Annotated in this window: 16 protein-coding genes; 9 read left to right on the forward strand and 7 right to left on the reverse strand. The window is 46.6% G+C overall.

The features are described from left to right. Nucleotides 1–49: 49 nt before the first annotated feature. Entirely contained in the window at nucleotides 50–2,398 is a 2,349-nt protein-coding gene (gene mrcB, locus M1D72_RS19105; protein WP_456296209.1) for a penicillin-binding protein 1B, read from the reverse strand. Further along, the gene (gene hrpB / locus M1D72_RS19110; RefSeq protein ID WP_456296210.1) at nucleotides 2,395–4,875 is read right to left on the reverse strand and encodes an ATP-dependent helicase HrpB; all 2,481 of its coding nucleotides are present in this window, start codon (nucleotides 4,873–4,875) and stop codon (nucleotides 2,395–2,397) included. The genes mrcB and hrpB overlap by 4 nt, the downstream gene beginning before the upstream one ends. Before the next feature lie 56 nt (nucleotides 4,876–4,931). On the opposite strand from hrpB, the gene sfsA reads away from it, so the two are divergent. From sfsA to panC, 7 genes are all read left to right on the forward strand, one after another. Beyond that, complete coding sequence (gene sfsA / locus M1D72_RS19115; RefSeq protein ID WP_456296211.1) at nucleotides 4,932–5,645, forward strand: DNA/RNA nuclease SfsA; 714 nt, start codon at nucleotides 4,932–4,934, stop codon at nucleotides 5,643–5,645. Nucleotides 5,646–5,782: 137 nt separating this feature from the next. Continuing rightward, on the forward strand, nucleotides 5,783–6,232 hold the full coding sequence (dksA, locus tag M1D72_RS19120; protein WP_390193637.1) for an RNA polymerase-binding protein DksA: 450 nt from the start codon (nucleotides 5,783–5,785) through the stop codon (nucleotides 6,230–6,232). Between the two features lie 118 nt (nucleotides 6,233–6,350). Continuing rightward, the gene (gluQRS, locus tag M1D72_RS19125) at nucleotides 6,351–7,241 is read left to right on the forward strand and encodes a tRNA glutamyl-Q(34) synthetase GluQRS (RefSeq protein ID WP_456296212.1); all 891 of its coding nucleotides are present in this window, start codon (nucleotides 6,351–6,353) and stop codon (nucleotides 7,239–7,241) included. An 87-nt stretch (nucleotides 7,242–7,328) separates the two neighbouring features. Further along, nucleotides 7,329–8,678, forward strand: a complete 1,350-nt coding sequence (gene pcnB, locus M1D72_RS19130) for a polynucleotide adenylyltransferase PcnB (RefSeq protein WP_456297433.1) — start codon at nucleotides 7,329–7,331, stop codon at nucleotides 8,676–8,678. Continuing rightward, on the forward strand, nucleotides 8,675–9,160 hold the full coding sequence (gene folK, locus M1D72_RS19135; protein WP_390193641.1) for a 2-amino-4-hydroxy-6-hydroxymethyldihydropteridine diphosphokinase: 486 nt from the start codon (nucleotides 8,675–8,677) through the stop codon (nucleotides 9,158–9,160). Before pcnB ends, folK begins: the two co-directional genes overlap by 4 nt. Nucleotides 9,161–9,184: 24 nt before the next feature. Continuing rightward, complete coding sequence (panB, locus tag M1D72_RS19140; RefSeq protein WP_390193643.1) at nucleotides 9,185–9,979, forward strand: 3-methyl-2-oxobutanoate hydroxymethyltransferase; 795 nt, start codon at nucleotides 9,185–9,187, stop codon at nucleotides 9,977–9,979. Between the two features lie 11 nt (nucleotides 9,980–9,990). Then, entirely contained in the window at nucleotides 9,991–10,893 is a 903-nt protein-coding gene (gene panC / locus M1D72_RS19145) for a pantoate--beta-alanine ligase (protein ID WP_456296213.1), read from the forward strand. A gap of 59 nt (nucleotides 10,894–10,952) precedes the next feature. Here the strand turns inward: panC and M1D72_RS19150 are convergent, their stop codons facing one another. Beyond that, the gene (locus M1D72_RS19150; protein WP_390193647.1) at nucleotides 10,953–11,723 is read right to left on the reverse strand and encodes an ABC transporter permease; all 771 of its coding nucleotides are present in this window, start codon (nucleotides 11,721–11,723) and stop codon (nucleotides 10,953–10,955) included. A gap of 4 nt (nucleotides 11,724–11,727) precedes the next feature. After that, the gene (locus tag M1D72_RS19155; RefSeq protein ID WP_456296214.1) at nucleotides 11,728–12,651 is read right to left on the reverse strand and encodes an ABC transporter ATP-binding protein; all 924 of its coding nucleotides are present in this window, start codon (nucleotides 12,649–12,651) and stop codon (nucleotides 11,728–11,730) included. 286 nt (nucleotides 12,652–12,937) lie between these two features. On the opposite strand from M1D72_RS19155, the gene can reads away from it, so the two are divergent. After that, nucleotides 12,938–13,606, forward strand: coding sequence for a carbonate dehydratase (gene can / locus M1D72_RS19160; RefSeq protein WP_390193652.1), 669 nt, complete (start codon nucleotides 12,938–12,940; stop codon nucleotides 13,604–13,606). Between the two features lie 79 nt (nucleotides 13,607–13,685). Here the strand turns inward: can and hpt are convergent, their stop codons facing one another. Further along, nucleotides 13,686–14,216 carry a hypoxanthine phosphoribosyltransferase gene (hpt, locus tag M1D72_RS19165; protein WP_390193655.1) on the reverse strand — a complete coding sequence of 177 codons (531 nt, stop codon included), beginning with the start codon at nucleotides 14,214–14,216 and terminating at the stop codon, nucleotides 13,686–13,688. Nucleotides 14,217–14,508: 292 nt separating this feature from the next. On the opposite strand from hpt, the gene M1D72_RS19170 reads away from it, so the two are divergent. Beyond that, nucleotides 14,509–15,123: a LuxR/HapR/OpaR family quorum-sensing transcriptional regulator gene (locus tag M1D72_RS19170; RefSeq protein ID WP_390193658.1), complete on the forward strand. Its 615-nt coding sequence runs from the start codon at nucleotides 14,509–14,511 to the stop codon at nucleotides 15,121–15,123. Between the two features lie 103 nt (nucleotides 15,124–15,226). Here M1D72_RS19170 and lpdA read toward each other — a convergent pair whose 3' ends face one another. Continuing rightward, nucleotides 15,227–16,651, reverse strand: a complete 1,425-nt coding sequence (lpdA, locus tag M1D72_RS19175) for a dihydrolipoyl dehydrogenase (protein WP_390193660.1) — start codon at nucleotides 16,649–16,651, stop codon at nucleotides 15,227–15,229. Nucleotides 16,652–16,918: 267 nt separating this feature from the next. After that, a complete protein-coding gene (aceF, locus tag M1D72_RS19180; RefSeq protein WP_456296215.1) occupies nucleotides 16,919–18,796 on the reverse strand; it encodes a pyruvate dehydrogenase complex dihydrolipoyllysine-residue acetyltransferase in 1,878 nt (625 codons plus the stop codon). Nucleotides 18,797–18,809: the final 13 nt, after the last annotated feature.

Below are 18,809 nucleotides of genomic sequence, written 5' to 3' on the forward strand. Positions count from 1 at the left end.
TTATTGTTATCCTTACTATCACGCACATTGGGCTCGAAGTGCCAAATCACTACCAACTAAAAATACGTTTAATCCATTGTGCCGGTTGATCTTCACATTGTTTTTTCAACGCGCCATCTCGATCCCACACCGGAAGCTTCTGGCGATCATTACAGTCTAACTCTAACCCACCTTCAGAGGTTGGTGAGAAGCCTAACGTTGTAATGCCTTTTGGCCACGGCAAAATCAATTTTTGTGGGACACGCTGCGCAAGGTAATCTGCATAAATACGTAAAGCGCCGCTCGATCCCGTCAAATGTGTCGGCTTGTTGTCGTCGCGCCCAACCCAAATGGTTGTCACTTCTCGACCATCAGTCCCCACAAACCAACTGTCACGAGTGTCGTTACTGGTACCGGTTTTCCCCGCCAGTGCCGCCCACCCAAATTGGCTACGCAGATAGCGCCCAGTCCCTTCCAAAACACCGCGTTTCATGGCGTAAGTGGTTAACCACGCAGCTTGCTGATCGACGGTTTGTGACACGCGTGGAATGGATTCGTAAATCACCTTGCCATCGAGATCAATGACCGATCGCAACGCTGATAATTGGGCTTTTTTACCCGAATTTGTCAAGGTTTGGTACATTTGTGCGACTTGAATTGGGGTCAAGGTAAAGGATCCCAAAAACATTGATGGAACAGGACGAATTTCATCGCCACTAACGCCAAGTCGAGTAAACGTGTCGACCACGTTATCAATGCCAAGCTGCATGCCTAGCTGTACGGTCGGTACATTTAGCGATTTGGCGAGCGCCAAATACAAGGGGACATCACCTCGGAACTTACGATCATAGTTACGTGGTGCCCACAAATCGCCGCTCTCATTTTTCAGCGTCAGTGGTTTATCATCAAGTGTGGTCGCCAAATTATATTTATCTGGTTGCGACAAGGCGGTTAGGTACACCGCAGGCTTTGCCAACGAGCCAATTTGACGGCTGGCATTGAGCGCTCGGTTAAACCCATCATAGCCTGCGCGTTTACCTCCAACCATGGCGCGAATTTCACCACTGTGACGATCAACTGCGACAGCCGCCGCTTCAAGCTCATTGCCACCCACTTTGGCAAGATCAGGTATTTTACGCGCCACTGATTTTTCCAGTTCATCTTGCGATACCGGATCCAGCGAGGTAAATACTCGTAATCCCACTTCCGATTTAAATCCTGCCCCGACCTTCGCTTTCAGCTCACGATTAAGTTGTTCAAAATAGGCAGGCTGTCGGCTGGCAATTCTGGGATTATCCTGAATATCAAGATTTCGACTCGCGGCCTGTTCATATTGGCGCGGCGTCAAAATATTTTGCTGCATCATCAATTTTAAAACCAAATCCCGGCGTTCTTTGGCACGTTCAGGGTAGCGGACTGGATTATAGTAGGAAGGACCTTTAACCATTCCCACCAACAGTGCCAGTTGATCAATACGCAGCTCTTCTATGGGTTGACCAAAATAAAGGCGAGAGGCCAAACCAAAACCGTGAATCGCTTCTCCGCGTGATTGCCCTAAATACACCTCATTCAGGTAACCTTCCAAAATACGGTCTTTGCTGTAGCGATAATCAATGATGAGAGCCATGTAAGCTTCACGTAATTTACGCCACAAAGTCCGGTCACTGGATAAAAAGATGTTCTTGGCCAATTGCTGAGTCAGCGTGCTACCGCCTTGCACCGTGCGTCCAGCCTTAATATTAGCCACCAGTGCACGCGCGATCGCCATCGGAGAAACACCGTCATGACGATAAAAGTTGCGATCTTCGGTGACAAGAAGCGCATCAACCATCACTTCCGGAAATTGTTCGCGACGTAGAAACAGTCGTTGTTCATCTTGCCCTTTTTCCAACATCCCCAACATTTTAGGCTCAATGCGTAAGTAACCCAAATCGCCTCGCTTCTCTAACGACTGAATACGTTGCAAGCCAGACTGGTTAAAATAGAGCATAACGTGACGATCCGGTTCTGGGCCGTCAGAGAATTCGAACGGACGACGGATCACTTCAATCTTGGTCGAAGATGATGAATATTCCCCCGGATAATGTGGCTGAGAGACTTTACGATAGTTGAGCACATCCAGTTCGTTACGGACTTCTTGAATCGAAATATCATCACCAGGCGCCAAATTCAAAATTCTGGCATACACCACCGTTGGTAATTCAAACAAGTGCCCTTCAAAGCGCTGTTTGACCACGCTATCAAGATAGATACCGACAAAAATCAGTATCGCGATCACCACCAACGCGACTTTCCAACCAATGCTCCACAAACGTTTTAAAATGGAATGCTTGGCTGAACCACTGCGGTTTTTTGAGCGCTTTTTCGAACTGGCCGTATTGTTAGTTCGGGGCTTTTTCGGCGTTTTCTTATCAGTCATGAATTCAGTTGTCGTTTGGTTTTCGTTGTCGCGATGTGGGATGCAGGATCATCAGGCCACACATGTTTGGGGTAACGCCCTTTCATTTCTTTTTGTACGTCTTTATAGGCGCCTTGCCAAAAAGCCGCTAAGTCTTGTGTCACTTGAAGAGGACGTTGAGCAGGGGAAAGCAACTCTAACACAACCTTCACCGTACCGTTCGCAACAGTTGGAGAGGTTTGTTCGCCAAAGACCTCCTGCATGCGAACGGAGAGCGTCGGTTGCTTTCCTTGCTGATAGAGAATTGCCTTGCGAGTGCCCGTCGGCAGTTGATATTCACAAGGCAACCATTGGTCGATAGACTGGTTTAATGGCCACCCTAAATAAGCATTCAACGCTTGATACACATCGACCTTGTTTATCTGCTTGGCAGAATGAATTGAGTGAAGATACGGCTCGAGCCAATCTTCCAGATGGCTCAACAACGCAGAGTCATCGAGTTCAGGCCACGCTTGCTCGGGCAACCATTCTGCGCCACAGCGAGCACGTTCCAGCAGGTTAGTTGCTTTTGGCGTCCAATTTAATACTTTCAGACCATGGCGACGGACATAGTTAAGTAAAGCTTGCGTCATTTTTTTGCGAGGCGGATCGGCAAGCGCTTGGCGCTCTAATATCAACTGCCCAAGTTGCACTCGCAATTCAGCGACTAGACGACCACGCTTATCATCCCAATCAACCCACTCATGCTCAACGAGCAAATGCGGAATATGCTGTTGAACGCTAATAATATCAAGCTCAGCGGCAAGCAATACCCGGCTTGATTGGCGAGCATTGGGACTGCGCATGACATCGGCAACCACCAAATAATCGCATTGTGCTAAAGGGTGTTCATCACTCAATTCAACACCATGGCCATTCGCTAATAGGTAGCTGACTTGCCCATTTGGCGATTGCGTAGGACGTCGCTGCGCAATGCGTTCAGGAAAAGCTCGACACAGCATCGTGGCCAGTAATGTCGGCTCCACAGCATGGCTCTCAAACGATTCACCGCATAAACGGGCGAGTTGGGTCGCCCGTGCCAACACACGTTGCTGAACGCTATGACGACGTGATAAAAAGCGCTGTGCACTGTGGGCAAAATCCACTTGCTGCTTTTCAGGTTCTTCAAGCAAGGCCGCAGCAAGCGCGGCGGTGACGGTTTGCGAACGATTCTCTGCGCTGGTGAGCATAGCGCCGATTCTTGGCGCAACACCAAGGTGTTGGTTTTTCTGCCCTTGCGTGGTGAGTTGATAATGGCGGTCCATCAACCCCAGACGCTGTAAGAGTGCCCTCGCCTGATTGAATGCCGCAGTTGGAGGACAATCTAACCAAGCCAATTCGGATACCTGAGTCGTTCCCCATTGAGCCAACTCCATCGCCAATGGCGATAAATCGCTACGCACAATTTCTGGAACTGGCACATAGGGTTGTTGTTTGAGCTGAGACTCGCTATACAAACGCACACAAATACCAGCTTCAAGGCGCCCAGCCCGGCCAGCGCGCTGCTCAGCAGACGACTGAGCAATGCGAATTTGTTCAAGCTTACTGATACCCGTTTTGAGATCAAAGCTGGCGGTGCGTTCAAGCCCACTATCGACCACTAAGCGAATGCCTTCAATGGTCAAAGACGTTTCCGCTATGTTGGTCGCAAGTACCACTTTACGCCGCCCCTTTGGGCTTGGCTCAATGGCTTTTTGCTGCTCATCAGCACTTAATTGACCAAAAAGCGGGCAAATATCCACGTCATCGGCAATCAATGATTCGAGCGTTTGCTGAGTCTGCTTGATGGCACCAACGCCAGGTAAAAACGCGAGCAATGATCCATGATGCTGATAAAGAAGCGCGCTGATTTTTTTGGCCATAAACGGCGCTAAATACTCATTGGCCCCCAAGGGTTGATAGACAATATCAACCGGAAACGATCGCCCTTGTGACTCAATGAAACGCGCTTCGGGCAATAATTGCTGGAGAGCTTGTCCATCCAAGGTCGCCGACATCACCACCAGCTTTAAATCGTCACGAAGTGCTTGTTGAATTTCCAAACACAGAGCCAACCCGGTATCCGCATGTAGGCTGCGTTCATGAAACTCATCAAACATCACCATACTGATACCGCTCAGTTCGGGATCAGACTGAATCATCCCGGTTAACACGCCTTCAGTCACCACCTCGAGACGTGTGTGCGTACTGGTTTTGGTTTCCCCACGAACGCGATACCCAACGGTGTGTCCAACTTGCTCCCCCAGTTGTTTGGCAAGATAACGCGCAATATTCCTCGCGGCCAAGCGCCTGGGCTCAAGTAAAATAATCTTTTCTGGCAACAGGTTGGCCTGCAAAACTGACAATGGAAAGTGAGTAGACTTGCCCGCCCCTGGTGCAGCTTTAAGGATCAATTGTTGGCAATCAGACACCGCTGCAAGCAATTGCGGCATCACTGTTTCTATGGGCAGTTGTGACAATGGAGAAACCTTGTGGTGTAATGACAACAGACATTGTACATAAAAACAGTAACTAAATGCACTTTCAACCCGAACTCCAACCGGCGATATTAATTAAACGCTACAAGCGCTTCCTCGCCGATATCACGTTACACGACGGCAGTGAGCGAACCATCCATTGTGCGAATACAGGGGCAATGACTGGCTGCGCTGACCCCGGCAGCACCATCTGGTACTCAACTTCCGATAATCCAAAACGCAAATACCCAAATAGTTGGGAACTGGTTGAAACCGCAAAAAGGCATACCATTTGCATTAATACCGCTCGCGCCAACCAATTGGCGATAGAAGCCATTGAGGCTGGCGTCATTGATGAGCTACAAGGGTATGAGCAACTTCAGGCAGAAGTGAAATATGGCAATGAAAATAGCCGGATTGATATCTTGCTCAAATCAAACGCTCAACCAAAATGTTATATAGAAGTAAAAAGTGTCACCTTGTTGGATGAAGCACAACATGGACAAGGCTACTTCCCCGATGCGGTGACGACTCGTGGTCAAAAGCACCTGCGAGAATTAACGGAAATGGTCAATACTGGAAGCAGAGCGGTACTTTTGTTTGTAGTTTTACATTCAGGTATTGAAAAAGTCTCTCCGGCACACCATATAGATGCGAACTATTCAAAATTATTGAAACACGCGCAAAGACAGGGAGTCGAAGTCTACTGCTATAAAGCAGAGATGAACAAAGACGGTATGGCACTGAACGAGTCAATTGAGTTCATTAACTGACAGAAAAAATGATGTTGTGTTCACATTGACAACAAGTTTACCAATCAGTGTTTGCCTCGCCCAATTCTTTTTGCTATAGATACCCGCCTCAAATTAACTGCTCAAGCAGTTGACTAGGTGTTAGTAGGAGATGCTGCATGCCAGAATCATCAAAAAAGAAAGCGCTAGGCATCCTAGCCATTGCTGGTGTTGAGCCATACCAGGAAAAAGCAGGTGAAGAATACATGTCACCTGAGCAACTGGCTCATTTTAGAAAAATTTTAGAAGCTTGGCGTAATCAGTTAAGAGAAGAAGTCAACCGTACTGTGCATCACATGCAAGACGAAGCCGCTAACTTCCCAGATCCGGTTGACCGAGCATCTCAAGAAGAAGAGTTCAGCCTAGAACTGCGTAACCGAGACCGTGAACGTCGTCTGATCAAAAAGATCGAAAAGACACTGAACAAAATCGAAGAAGATGATTTCGGTTTCTGTGAGTCTTGTGGCGTTGAGATCGGTGTTCGTCGTCTAGAAGCTCGTCCTACAGCAGACCTATGTATCGACTGTAAAACGCTGGCTGAAATCAAAGAAAAACAGATGCAGGGTTAAACCGCTGCTATTAATCAAAAGGGAGCTATGGCTCCCTTTTTGGTTTACTACATCGTGAAATTTATATTTTCGGGGTTTGCATCTCCGCCCCATTCACCACCTTTTCGCGAGCAATGTCATGACATATATTGGACGCTTTGCCCCTTCCCCGTCTGGTCCCTTGCATTTTGGATCTCTTGTCGCGGCTTTAGGCAGTTACTTTCAAGCCCGAGCCCAACAAGGCCAATGGCGAGTCAGAATCGAAGATCTCGACCCTCCACGTGAAATGCCAGGCGCAGCCGACGCAATTCTAAGAACGCTTGAAGCTTATCAGCTGCATTGGGACGGCGAAGTCGTATACCAAAGTCAGCGCCACGATTTGTATCAATCGCAAATTGACCATTGGTTAGAACACAATGCCGCTTACTACTGTGAATGCACTCGAAAACAGATAAAAGCTGAGGGCGGTTTTTATCGCGGAACTTGTCGTAATAAACACATTACCTCCCCTAAAGCATGTTCTGTACGCCTGCGCATGACACAACCCGTCTATCAATTTTACGATATCAAACACGGTGAGATTAAAATCCCTAAACCATTGGCGGATGAAGATTTTATTATCAAAAGACGCGATGGTTTGTTTGCGTACAATTTAGCAGTAGTATTAGACGACATTGACCAAGGTGTGACCGAAGTTGTGCGCGGCGCAGATCTGATTGAACCAACAGGACGTCAGTTGAGTCTCTATAAATTGCTCGCAAAGCCTCAGGTAAGCTACTTGCATTTGCCCCTCGCATTAGATCAACATGGGCATAAATTATCTAAGCAGAATCATGCGACAGCGATTGATGACCATCAGCCTCGTCTCGCGCTACTCAATGCGATGCAGTTTTTGGGCTTTCATGTTCCTGATGACGTATCACAAGCCAAGATTGAAGAAATTCTTCAATGGGGAGTGGCGCATTGGCAAGTTTCTCAGCTACCGATGGCACTCGAGATCACACCAAGATTCTCAAATGCGGCGCGCTAAGCTATTATTAGCCGCAAAATTCGTCCCGATTGGGCCTAAGTGAATAAACCAAGCAAGGTTGGCTTTAGTGATTATTGCCAAAAGCAGATGAATAAGAACGATACAAAACCGAGCGAGGCAACGCATATTCCAGAACTCGCTTTAAATCTCATGACTCGAGAAGAGCACAACATTTCCCGCAAGCAGATCAGTGATAACGCGCTGAAAGTCCTTTATCGTCTGCACAGTGCTGGATTTGATGCGTATCTTGTTGGTGGTGGTGTACGAGATTTACTTTTAGAACACACCCCCAAAGACTTTGATATCGCCACCAATGCGACGCCAGAGCAGATCAAAAAACTGTTTCGTAACTGTCGTTTAATCGGTAGACGTTTTCGTCTTGCCCACATTATGTTTGGTCGTGACATCATTGAGGTGGCGACTTTTCGTGGTCATCATCAAGAGAAAGCTCAGAATATTGCTCAGCAATCAAAAGAAGGCATGCTACTGCGTGACAACGTCTATGGCACCATTGATGAAGATGCTGAGCGTCGTGATTTCACGATTAATGCGATGTACTACAACATCGCTAATTATGCGATCCACGATTACGCTGGTGGCGTAGAAGATCTCGAAGACAAACTGGTGCGCCTGATTGGCGACCCAGAAGTACGCTATCGTGAAGATCCAGTTCGTATGCTGCGTGCCATTCGATTTGCCGTCAAACTAGATTTTGACATTGAAGAAGACACGGCCGATCCTATCGAGCATCTTGCGCCGTTGTTGAAAGATATTCCGTCAGCACGTCTGTATGAAGAATCACTCAAAATGCTCCAGACCGGGCTTGGCTTGGAAACCTATCATTTGATGCGCGAATATCAGCTGTTCCAACAACTGTTTCCAACCATCGCTCAGTTCTTTACCGACGATTATTCGTCGCCAACAGAACAGATGTTGGATTTAGTACTGGATGCGACCGATCAGCGCATAGAGAGTGGTAAACGCATCAACCCTGCGTTTATGTTTGCCGCGATGCTGTGGTATCCAATGCAAGCCAAAGCGGAGCAGCTGCAGGCCGAGCGCAAGCTGTCCTATTACGACGCTGTGATGGAAGCGGGTAACATCATTATTGATGAACAAGTAAAAACCATCGCCATTCCTCGCCGTCATACCGCTACGATACGAGAAATCTGGCAACTGCAGCTACGCCTGCCACGTCGCAACGGCAAACGCGCTTTTCGCTTAATGGAGCTGAACAAGTTCCGTGCTGGGTTTGATTTTCTTGAAATGCGCGGTGAAATTGAAGGCGAAGAGACAAAGCAACTTGCCAAATGGTGGGAAACCTTTCAAAATGCCGGCCGCAATATGCGCCAAGCGATGGTTGCAGACATAGACGGTGCTTCGCCAAAACCAAAGCGTCGCCGTACCAATAAGAAAAAAACCAAGGCAACATCATGATTACCGTTTTTATTGCGATTGGCAGTAATCTTGATGATCCGGTGAGCCAAGCTCAGCAGGCGATTGAAGCACTTAAAGATCTTCCAGAATCCACTTGGGTGAGTGCTTCTTCGCTCTATAGCAGCACACCGATGGGGCCACAAAATCAACCCGACTACATCAACGCAGTCGTGGAAATAAAAACAACTTTGACGCCGTTGGCTTTACTTGATTGCACACAAGCAATTGAGCAAAAGCACGGGCGCGTACGTAAAGACGAACGTTGGGGGCCACGAACCCTCGACCTCGATATTTTACTTTACGGCAATGAGGTGATCGACTCTGAGCGTTTAACCGTTCCTCATTACGGAATGAAGCAGCGCGAATTTGTGCTTTATCCGCTCGCTGAGATCGCACCGAATTTGACTCTCCCTGATGGGACTGAGCTCCCAGCCCTACTTGCGACAGTAGACAAAAATGGACTCAGCATTTGGCGCCCCTAGCCATTCCCTGCTAAGGACAAGAACATGAAAAAAATTACCATTAATGACTTGATGAAGTGGAAGCAAGAAGGCCGTAAGTTTGCTTCGGTAACCGCTTACGATGCCAGCTTCGCTCAACTGTTTGAAAGCCAAGAGATGCCGGTGCTATTGGTCGGCGACTCATTAGGTATGGTATTGCAAGGTCGTGAAGACACCTTGCCAGTGACCGTTGAAGATATTGCTTATCACACACGTTGTGTACGTGCGGGTAGCCCAAACAGCTTACTGATGGCCGACATGCCCTTCATGAGCTATGCCACTCCACAACAAGCGTGTGAAAACGCAGCGAAGATCATGCAAGCAGGCGCGAACATGGTCAAAATCGAAGGTGGTGAATGGTTGGTTGATTGCGTAAAAATGCTGACTGAGCGCGCCGTTCCTGTGTGTGCACATCTCGGCCTAACGCCTCAATCTGTCAATATTTTTGGTGGTTATAAAGTCCAAGGTCGTGACAGCGACAAAGCCGATCGCATGGTAAAAGATGCGTTGGCTCTTCAAGAAGCTGGCGCACAAGTTATTTTACTTGAATGCGTTCCGGCCGATCTTGCTGCACGCATTACCGAAGTATTAGACGTCCCGGTCATCGGAATCGGTGCAGGCAACCAAACCGACGGTCAAATTTTAGTGATGCACGATATGTTTGGTATTTCCGCCAACTATATGCCGAAATTCTCGAAAAACTTCCTCGAAGAAACAGGAAATATGCGAGATGCTGTGACCAAGTACCTACAAGATGTGCAATCAGGCACTTTTCCTGATGAACAACATACGATTGCCTAGAGGACATACTCATGCAAACCATTGCTGACATTTCGACGTTAAGAGAACAGATCGCCCAATATAAGCGTGATGGCCGAACGATCGCTTTTGTCCCAACCATGGGCAACCTGCATGAAGGCCACATGAGTTTAGTGCGCAAAGCACGCGAAGTGGCGGATATTGTTGTCGCTAGTATCTTTGTTAATCCGATGCAATTTGATCGCGCCGACGATCTTAATAGCTATCCGCGCACGCTCGATGACGATCTCAACAAGCTTAACCAAGAGTCTGTGGATCTGGTTTTTACACCAACGCCTGAGGCTATCTATCCTGAAGGATTGGATAAACACACTTACGTCGATGTACCTGGGTTATCCACTATGCTTGAAGGCGCGTCTCGTCCGGGACACTTTCGCGGTGTGACAACCGTGGTCACTAAGCTATTTAACCTAGTTCAACCTGATATTGCCTGCTTTGGCGAAAAAGATTATCAGCAGTTGGCGGTGATTCGTAAGATGGTCTCCGACATGGCCATGAACATCATCATCATTGGTGTACCCACGGTGCGTGAAATGGATGGCCTTGCGATGAGTTCACGTAACAACCGTTTGACGCTTGATCAACGCCAGCGTGCTCCTGTCCTTGCTCGTACGATGCGCTGGATAAGCAGTACGATTCGCAGCGGACGACGAGACTACGCCTCGATCATCGAAGACGCTAATGATCAATTGCGAGCCGCAGGTTTGCACCCTGATGAGATTTTTATTCGAGACGCCCATACTTTATCAACGATTACTGAGCAAAGTATTCAAGCGGTGATTTTGATGTCTGCGCACTTAGGTCAAGTACGACTGATTGATAACCAAGTCATCGATCTCAACACCGAAACGAAAGATAAAGACACACAAAGTGAAGCGTCTCACCAAGACGCCTAATGGATTAGCAATAAAAAAGGTCGACATCCGTCGACCTTTTTTATTGCCTTTGTTATCGGTTAGGTACGCAGGCCAATTCCTTTCGTCACCAAGTAGTGCGCTACGGAATAAAGCAATACAACAAAAATGCCCAGCACACTGAATGAAGTAACAATCCCCACATCCGAAACGCCTAAGAAGCCATAACGGAAGGCATTGACCATATAGACAATCGGGTTCACTTTAGAGACTACTTGCCAAAAGTCCGGTAGCAGACTGATCGAGTAGAATACCCCACCCAAGTAGGTTAATGGGGTGAGCACAAACGTCGGGACAATAGAGATATCATCAAACGTTTTCGCAAATACGGCATTAATCAAACCACCTAACGCAAACACGACTGAAGTCAGGAAGACGGTGACAATAATAATGCCCCAATGTTCGACATTTAAATCAACAAACAGCAGAGAAACCAGAGTGACTAACGTCCCCACCAGCAAACCACGTGTAACGCCTCCCATCACATAACCAGCGATAATCACATAGTTCGGCACAGGTGCGACCAACAGTTCTTCGATATTTTTCTGCATTTTGGCGCTAAAAAATGATGATGCAACATTGGAGTACGAGTTTGTAATCACCGACATCATGATTAAGCCTGGAACGATGTATTCCATATAGCTAAAGCCGTTCATTTCGCCAATACGCGAGCCAATCAAATTACCGAAAATAATGAAATAGAGTGTCATGGTAATCGCTGGCGGTACTAGGGTTTGTACCCAGATACGCATAAAGCGATGAACTTCTTTACTTAATAAGGCGCGAAATGCTGTCCAATACAACTGATACATTCGACTAGGCTCCTTGTTGTTCACGTACAATGCTGACAAATAACTCTTCGAGACGATTGGCTTTATTGCGCATTGACGTCACGGTCACACCAAGATCTGTTAATTGAGTAAAGACTGAATTCAAGCCTTGGCTTTTGTTCAGTTCAATTTCCAGCGAACCATCCACCATCGCTTGGGCGTTCACCCCGTTTAGCGTAGGCAGTTCAATATCATTGTTTTCGAGATCAAGAATGAAGGTCTCGACACTCAGTTTACTCAGCAATGACTTCATCGTGGTGTTTTCGATTAATTCACCACGATTGATAATACCGATATGCCGACACAGCATTTCCGCTTCTTCTAAATAGTGGGTAGTCAGGATGATAGTAATGCCTTGGTCGCGGTTAATTTCTTTTAGAAACTCCCACATTGAGCGGCGCAATTCGATGTCAACTCCAGCGGTTGGCTCATCCAAAATCAGCAATTTGGGTTCGTGCATTAACGCACGAGCAATCATCAGTCGACGCTTCATCCCACCCGATAAGTTGCGCGCACGTTCATCACGCTTCTCCCAAAGATCGAGTTTTGACAGATATTTTTCTGCGCGCTGCTTAGCCACTTCTTTGGAGACACCGTAGTAACCCGCCTGCTGCATCACAATTTGCTCAACCGTTTCAAACTGGTTGAAGTTAAACTCCTGCGGAACCAGCCCAAGGTTTTGTTTCGCCAATTCAAGATCGGTATCGATATCATAACCAAAGACCTTAACGCGGCCAGATGTTTTGTTGACGAGTGAAGAAATGATACCGATAGATGTAGATTTACCTGCCCCATTGGGGCCAAGGAGTGCATAAAAGTCTCCTTGTTCGACATTTAAGCTGATGCCCTTTAATGCTTCAAAACCTCCAGCGTAGGTTTTTCTAAGTTGTTCTATTTCTAATGCGTACATATATAAGTCGCTTGTTTTCTCAAGACCCTCTACAGATGCCGTTGAAATGCGGCTTTTTCAACCCTAGAGGGAAATTAATTATTTGATTCCGACACAAAATTGTACAGAAACCACACAACAATTTACACATCGACGACGAGTCAGGCTTGCAAGTCGTAGAAAAGATCGGCAGATTTCAATTACGGAACCCATAACACATCTGAACAGTCCTATCCTGCCTATTTTTTGCGAGAATGCTGTCGGGTATTTGTGTATATTGGAAACAGGTTTTTAGGGAAATGTTAACATGCCGGAAATTAAACAGCTTTTTGAAAACAACTCAAAATGGTCGGAGTCAATCAAATCCGAACGTCCAGAATACTTTACCAAGCTAGCCGAAGGTCAAAAACCTGATTTTCTATGGATCGGCTGCTCAGATAGCCGTGTACCGGCCGAACGCTTAACCGGACTTTATTCCGGCGAACTGTTTGTTCACCGTAACGTTGCGAACCAAGTCATTCATACCGACCTCAACTGCCTATCCGTCGTCCAATACGCGGTTGATGTGTTGAAAGTCAAACATATCATCATTTGTGGTCACTATGGTTGTGGCGGTGTGAATGCGGCGATTGATAACCCGAATCTGGGCCTTATCAACAACTGGCTACTGCACATTCGTGATGTCTACTTTAAGCATCGTGAATACTTAGACCAAATGCCAGCGGCCGATCGCGCTGACAAACTTGGTGAAATTAATGTCGCAGAACAAGTCTACAATCTGGGTAACTCAACCATCATGCAAAACGCATGGGAACGAGGTCAAGACGTGGAAATTCACGGCGTTGTTTACGGTATTGAAGACGGCCGTTTGGAATACTTAGGTATTCGCAGTAATTCAAGAGAGACAGTTGAAGCTTCTTACCAAACCGCACTGGACACTATTTTAAACCCAGATCAGAAGCTGCTTTGCCGCTAAGATTGAGCTTTTCAGGTTTTCAGTCATAAAAAAACGCCCAAATGGGCGTTTTTTTATGAGCGTTTATCAGGCAATGAGATTACTCAAGAGGAACCACTTTGCCAATAAACGGCAGATGACGATATTTCTGCGCGTAGTCAATACCTACACCAACGACGAATTCATCGGGAATATCGAAACCAATCCATTCGACTTTTACGTCAACTTCGCGGCGACTTGGCTTATCCAACAATGTACAGATATTAATCGAATTTGGCTCACGCAATGACAAAATTTCACATACTTTTGAAAGTGTATTTCCAGTATCAATGATATCTTCGACCAATAATACGTCTTTACCTTTGATGTCATCATCTAGGTCTTTCAAAATACGGACATCACGCGAGCTTTCCATGCTGTTACCGTAGCTCGACGCGGTCATGAAGTCGACTTGATGAATCACGTCAATGCTACGAGCAAGGTCTGCCATAAAGACAAACGAGCCACGTAAAAGGCCGACAAGAACCAGTTCTTCGCTGTCTTTATAATGTTGGGTGATCTGTTTACCTAGCTCGTGAATGCGCTCCTGAACTTGCTGTTCAGAAATCATCACATCTACTCTGTGCTTCATAACTCTCTCGTTTTTCTATTGACGATTTGGTTGGAACGCAGTGCGCACCGATTTTAAGGCGCTAAGTCTACCACTGATGGTAATGAAGTAAAAATGACAATAGAAAAATACAAATTTAGTTAATTTTGACCTGTATTTTATAAATTATATAATTAATTATAAAAGCCCAGCAAAGGATTGACCAAAATGATATGCACCATTACACTCATAATGCTAAAAAGCAAATAATAATTAATTATATAGGGCATATCAGCCCATACAACGACAACTCAATTGGCAAGGAAATACCCTTATGGACTCAATAGCTAAAAGGCCACGTACACGGCTTTCGCCTCAAAAACGTAAGCAGCAGTTAATGGAAATAGCACTCGAAGTGTTCGCCAAACGCGGTATTGGACGAGGCGGTCATGCAGACATTGCAGAAATCGCGCAAGTGTCTGTGGCGACTGTCTTTAACTACTTTCCTACTCGTGAAGATTTGGTGGATGACGTACTCAACTACGTCGTGCGACAATTCTCTAACTTCCTCACTGAAAACATCGACCTTGACCTTCACGCCAAAGACAACATTAACAACTTAACCAGTGCTATGGTTCACCTTGTGGTTAATGATTGTGATTGGCTACGCGTATGGTTTGAGTGGAGCGCTTCAACGCGCGATGAAGTTTGGCCGCTGTTTATCAATACCAACGAGACCAATCAGAAACTGATTCAAAACATGTTTGCGAAATCAATGGAACGCGGAGAATTGAGCAACGAGCACGATCCTGAAGATCTGGCGACATTGTTCCATGGCTTATGTTACTCATTGTTCTTGCAATCAAACCGTCTACACAATGAAGAAGCGATGCAACGCTTAACGCAAAACTATTTGGACATGCTCTCGATCTACAAGAAAGCGTCTTAATAATGCTTCGAGTAACACGTGACTTATGTTGTATCACTGATAATAAAAAACCGCTGACGTAATCAGCGGTTTTTTTGTATTTAAAGCTAACGTGTAAGACGCGTTATTTCTTCTTCGCTTTCGCGTTCGGAAGGTCAGTAATGGTACCTTCAAAGACTTCAGATGCAAGACCAACAGACTCATGCAATGTTGGGTGAGCATGAATGGTCAATGCGATATCTTCGGCATCACAACCCATCTCGATCGCAAGACCGATTTCACCAAGCAACTCACCACCGTTAGTACCAACGATAGCACCACCAATAACGCGGTGAGTTTCTTTATCAAAGATAAGCTTAGTCATACCGTCAGCACAGTCAGAGGCGATTGCACGGCCTGACGCTGCCCAAGGGAAGGTAGCCACTTCGTACTTAATGCCTTCTTCTTTGGCTTCTTTTTCAGTTTTACCAACCCAAGCCACTTCTGGCTCAGTGTACGCAATTGAAGGAATGACTTTCGGATCGAAGTAGTGTTTCTTACCAGCAATAACTTCAGCCGCGACGTGACCTTCATGCACACCTTTGTGGGCAAGCATTGGTTGGCCAACGATATCGCCGATTGCGAAGATGTGCGGTACGTTTGTACGCATTTGCTTATCAACATTGATAAAGCCACGCTCGTCCACTTCCAGACCCGCTTTCTCAGCTTCCAGAAGTTTGCCGTTTGGTACACGACCGATAGCCACAAGGACCGCATCGTAACGCTCAGGTTCTGCTGGCGCTTTTTTGCCTTCCATCGAAACGTAAATACCATCTTCTTTTGCTTCAACCGCGGTGACTTTGGTTTCTAGCATCAAGTTGAACTTGTCTTTGATACGTTTGGTATAAACCTTAACGATGTCTTTATCTGCTGCTGGGATTACCTGGTCGAACATCTCAACCACGTCAATTTGTGAACCTAGAGAGTCGTAAACGGTTCCCATTTCCAGACCGATGATACCACCGCCCATGATGAGAAGTTTTCCAGGAACTTCTTTCAGTTCAAGCGCATCCGTTGAATCCCAAATGCGTGGGTCTTCATGCGGGATGAACGGCAGTTTGATTGGGCGAGAACCCGCTGCCACGATAGCGTTGTCGAAATTAACGACGGTTGTGCCGTCTTCGCCTTCAACTTCAATGCTGTTAGGACCCGTGAACTTACCAAGACCGTTAACCACGTTAACTTTACGCATCTTAGCCATACCGCCAAGACCACCAGTCAATTGGTTGATCACCTTCTCTTTCCACAAACGTACTTTATCGATGTCCGTTTGAGGTTCACCAAAGACAATACCGTGCTCTGCAAGGGCTTTTGCTTCTTCAATTACTTTCGCAACGTGAAGCAAGGCTTTTGATGGGATACAACCCACGTTTAGACACACGCCACCAAGCGTGCTGTAACGTTCAATAAGAACAGTGTCCAGACCTAAGTCTGCACAACGGAATGCAGCGGAGTAACCAGCAGGACCGGCACCAAGTACAACCACTTGGGCTTTAATTTCTTTGCTCATTTTGACCTCTTGTAGTCATTATCCCTAACAGGCTGAGTGGGTATTGATTTTGTAGGTATAAAGTAATGTTGGGCTTTAACCAATTTTTCAGACCGTCAACAGTTTACAGAGATGTTAATGGTGTGAAAAGTAAATCCATTTAGCCTGTGAGCTAGACAACAATTCGCTTGTGAAACCAGATTTTTGACTCCGATTTTAACGAAGTTGTCGTCAAAGTTGATTAGAGAGGCGGCCTAACGCCGCCTCTCTTTAATCATCGAATGTCTATTAAAGAACTAGACGACGAATGTCAGATAGACAAGCGTTCAAGTAAGTAATGAAACGCGCACCTTCTGCACCATCAATCACACGGTGATCATACGACAGTGATAGAGGTAGTTGTAGACGCGGAGCAAATTCTTTGCCGTTCCACACAGGTTTCATTTCAGACTTAGAAACACCCAAAATGCCAACTTCTGGCGCATTCACGATAGGAGTAAATGCCGTACCACCGATACCACCAAGGCTTGAGATAGTGAAACAGCCACCTTGCATATCAGAAGCCGTCAGTTTACCTGCACGTGCTTTCTTCGATACCGCCGCCAACTCTTCTGAAAGTTCGTAAATACCTTTCTTGTTCACGTCTTTAAAGACAGGAACCACTAGGCCATTTGGTGTATCAACCGCAATGCCCACGTTGACGAATTTCTTCAGAATCAAGCTTTCGCCATCTTCAGACAGAGAAGAGTTAAACGCAGGGAACTCTTCAAGCGCTTTAGCCACGGCTTTCATGATGAACACAAGAGGCGTGATCTTCATACCCGTGTCTTTTTTCGCTTCGATCGCATTTTGTTCTTTACGGAATTTCTCTAGCTCAGTGATATCTGCGTTATCCCATTGGGTAACGTGTGGGATCATCACCCAGTTGCGGTGCAGGTTCGCACCCGAGATCTTCTTAATGCGTGAAAGTGGTTTAACTTCTGTTTCACCAAACTTGCTGAAGTCCACTTTTGGCCAAGGAAGTAGGCCAAGTGCTGCACCGTCACCTTTACCTGATGCTCCCGAACCAGACTCAAGACGCTTAAGCGCTTCTTTGACGTAATTCTGAACGTCTTCTTTTAGGATACGGCTCTTACGACCCGAACCTTTAACCTTAGAAAGGTTAACGCCAAATTCACGAGCAAGACGGCGAACAACTGGAGACGCATGCGCATACTCGTTGTTTTCTTGGAAATCACCGGTAGAGGCTGCTGGTGCCGCTTCCGCTTTTGGAGCTTCCGTTTTGGCTGCTGGTGCTGCAGGTGCTGCTGCTTGAGCAGGAGCGGCAGCTGGCGCTGCGCCTGCTACTTCAAAGACCATGATCAGAGAGCCAGTAGACACTTTATCGCCAGCAGCGATCTTGATCTCTTTTACTTTACCTGCGAATGGTGCAGGTACTTCCATTGACGCTTTGTCGCCTTCAACGGTGATCAAAGATTGCTCTTCTTCAATCATGTCGCCAACTGCAACCATGATTTCAGTGACTTCAACTTCATCGCCGCCGATATCTGGTACGTTCACTTCTTTGTCAGCCGCTGCTGCAGGAGCCGCTGCTGGCGCAGATGCTTCTGCCGGCGCTGCTGGAGCACCAGAACCTGCGGTTTCAAAGACCATGATCAGTGAACCTGTTGACACTTTGTCACCAGAAGCGATTTTGATCTCTTTGACGGTGCCGGCAAATGGAGCCGGAACTTCCATTGAAGCCTTATCACCTTCAACGGTGATCAACGATTGCTCTTCTTCAACCGTATCACCGACAGCGACCATGATTTCAGTGACTTCAACTTCGTCGCCACCGATGTCCGGTACGTTCACTTCTTTGACTTCAGCTGCAGCAGGCGCTGCCGCTGGGGCTGGTGCCGCTTCTGCAGCAGGAGCCGGCGCTGCTGCGCCCGCTTCTTCTTCAAAGACCATGATAAGAGAACCAGTAGAAACTTTGTCACCTTCAGCGACTTTAATTTCTTTAACTACACCGGCTTGAGAAGCTGGAACTTCCATAGAAGCTTTATCGCCTTCAACCGTGATCAGAGACTGTTCTTCTTCAACCTTGTCACCAACGCTTACCAGAATCTCAGTAACTTCAACCTCATCCGCACCGATGTCTGGTACATTAATTTCGATTGCCATTGCTTTTCCTACC

Source organism: Vibrio sp. AK197 (assembly GCF_053903115.1).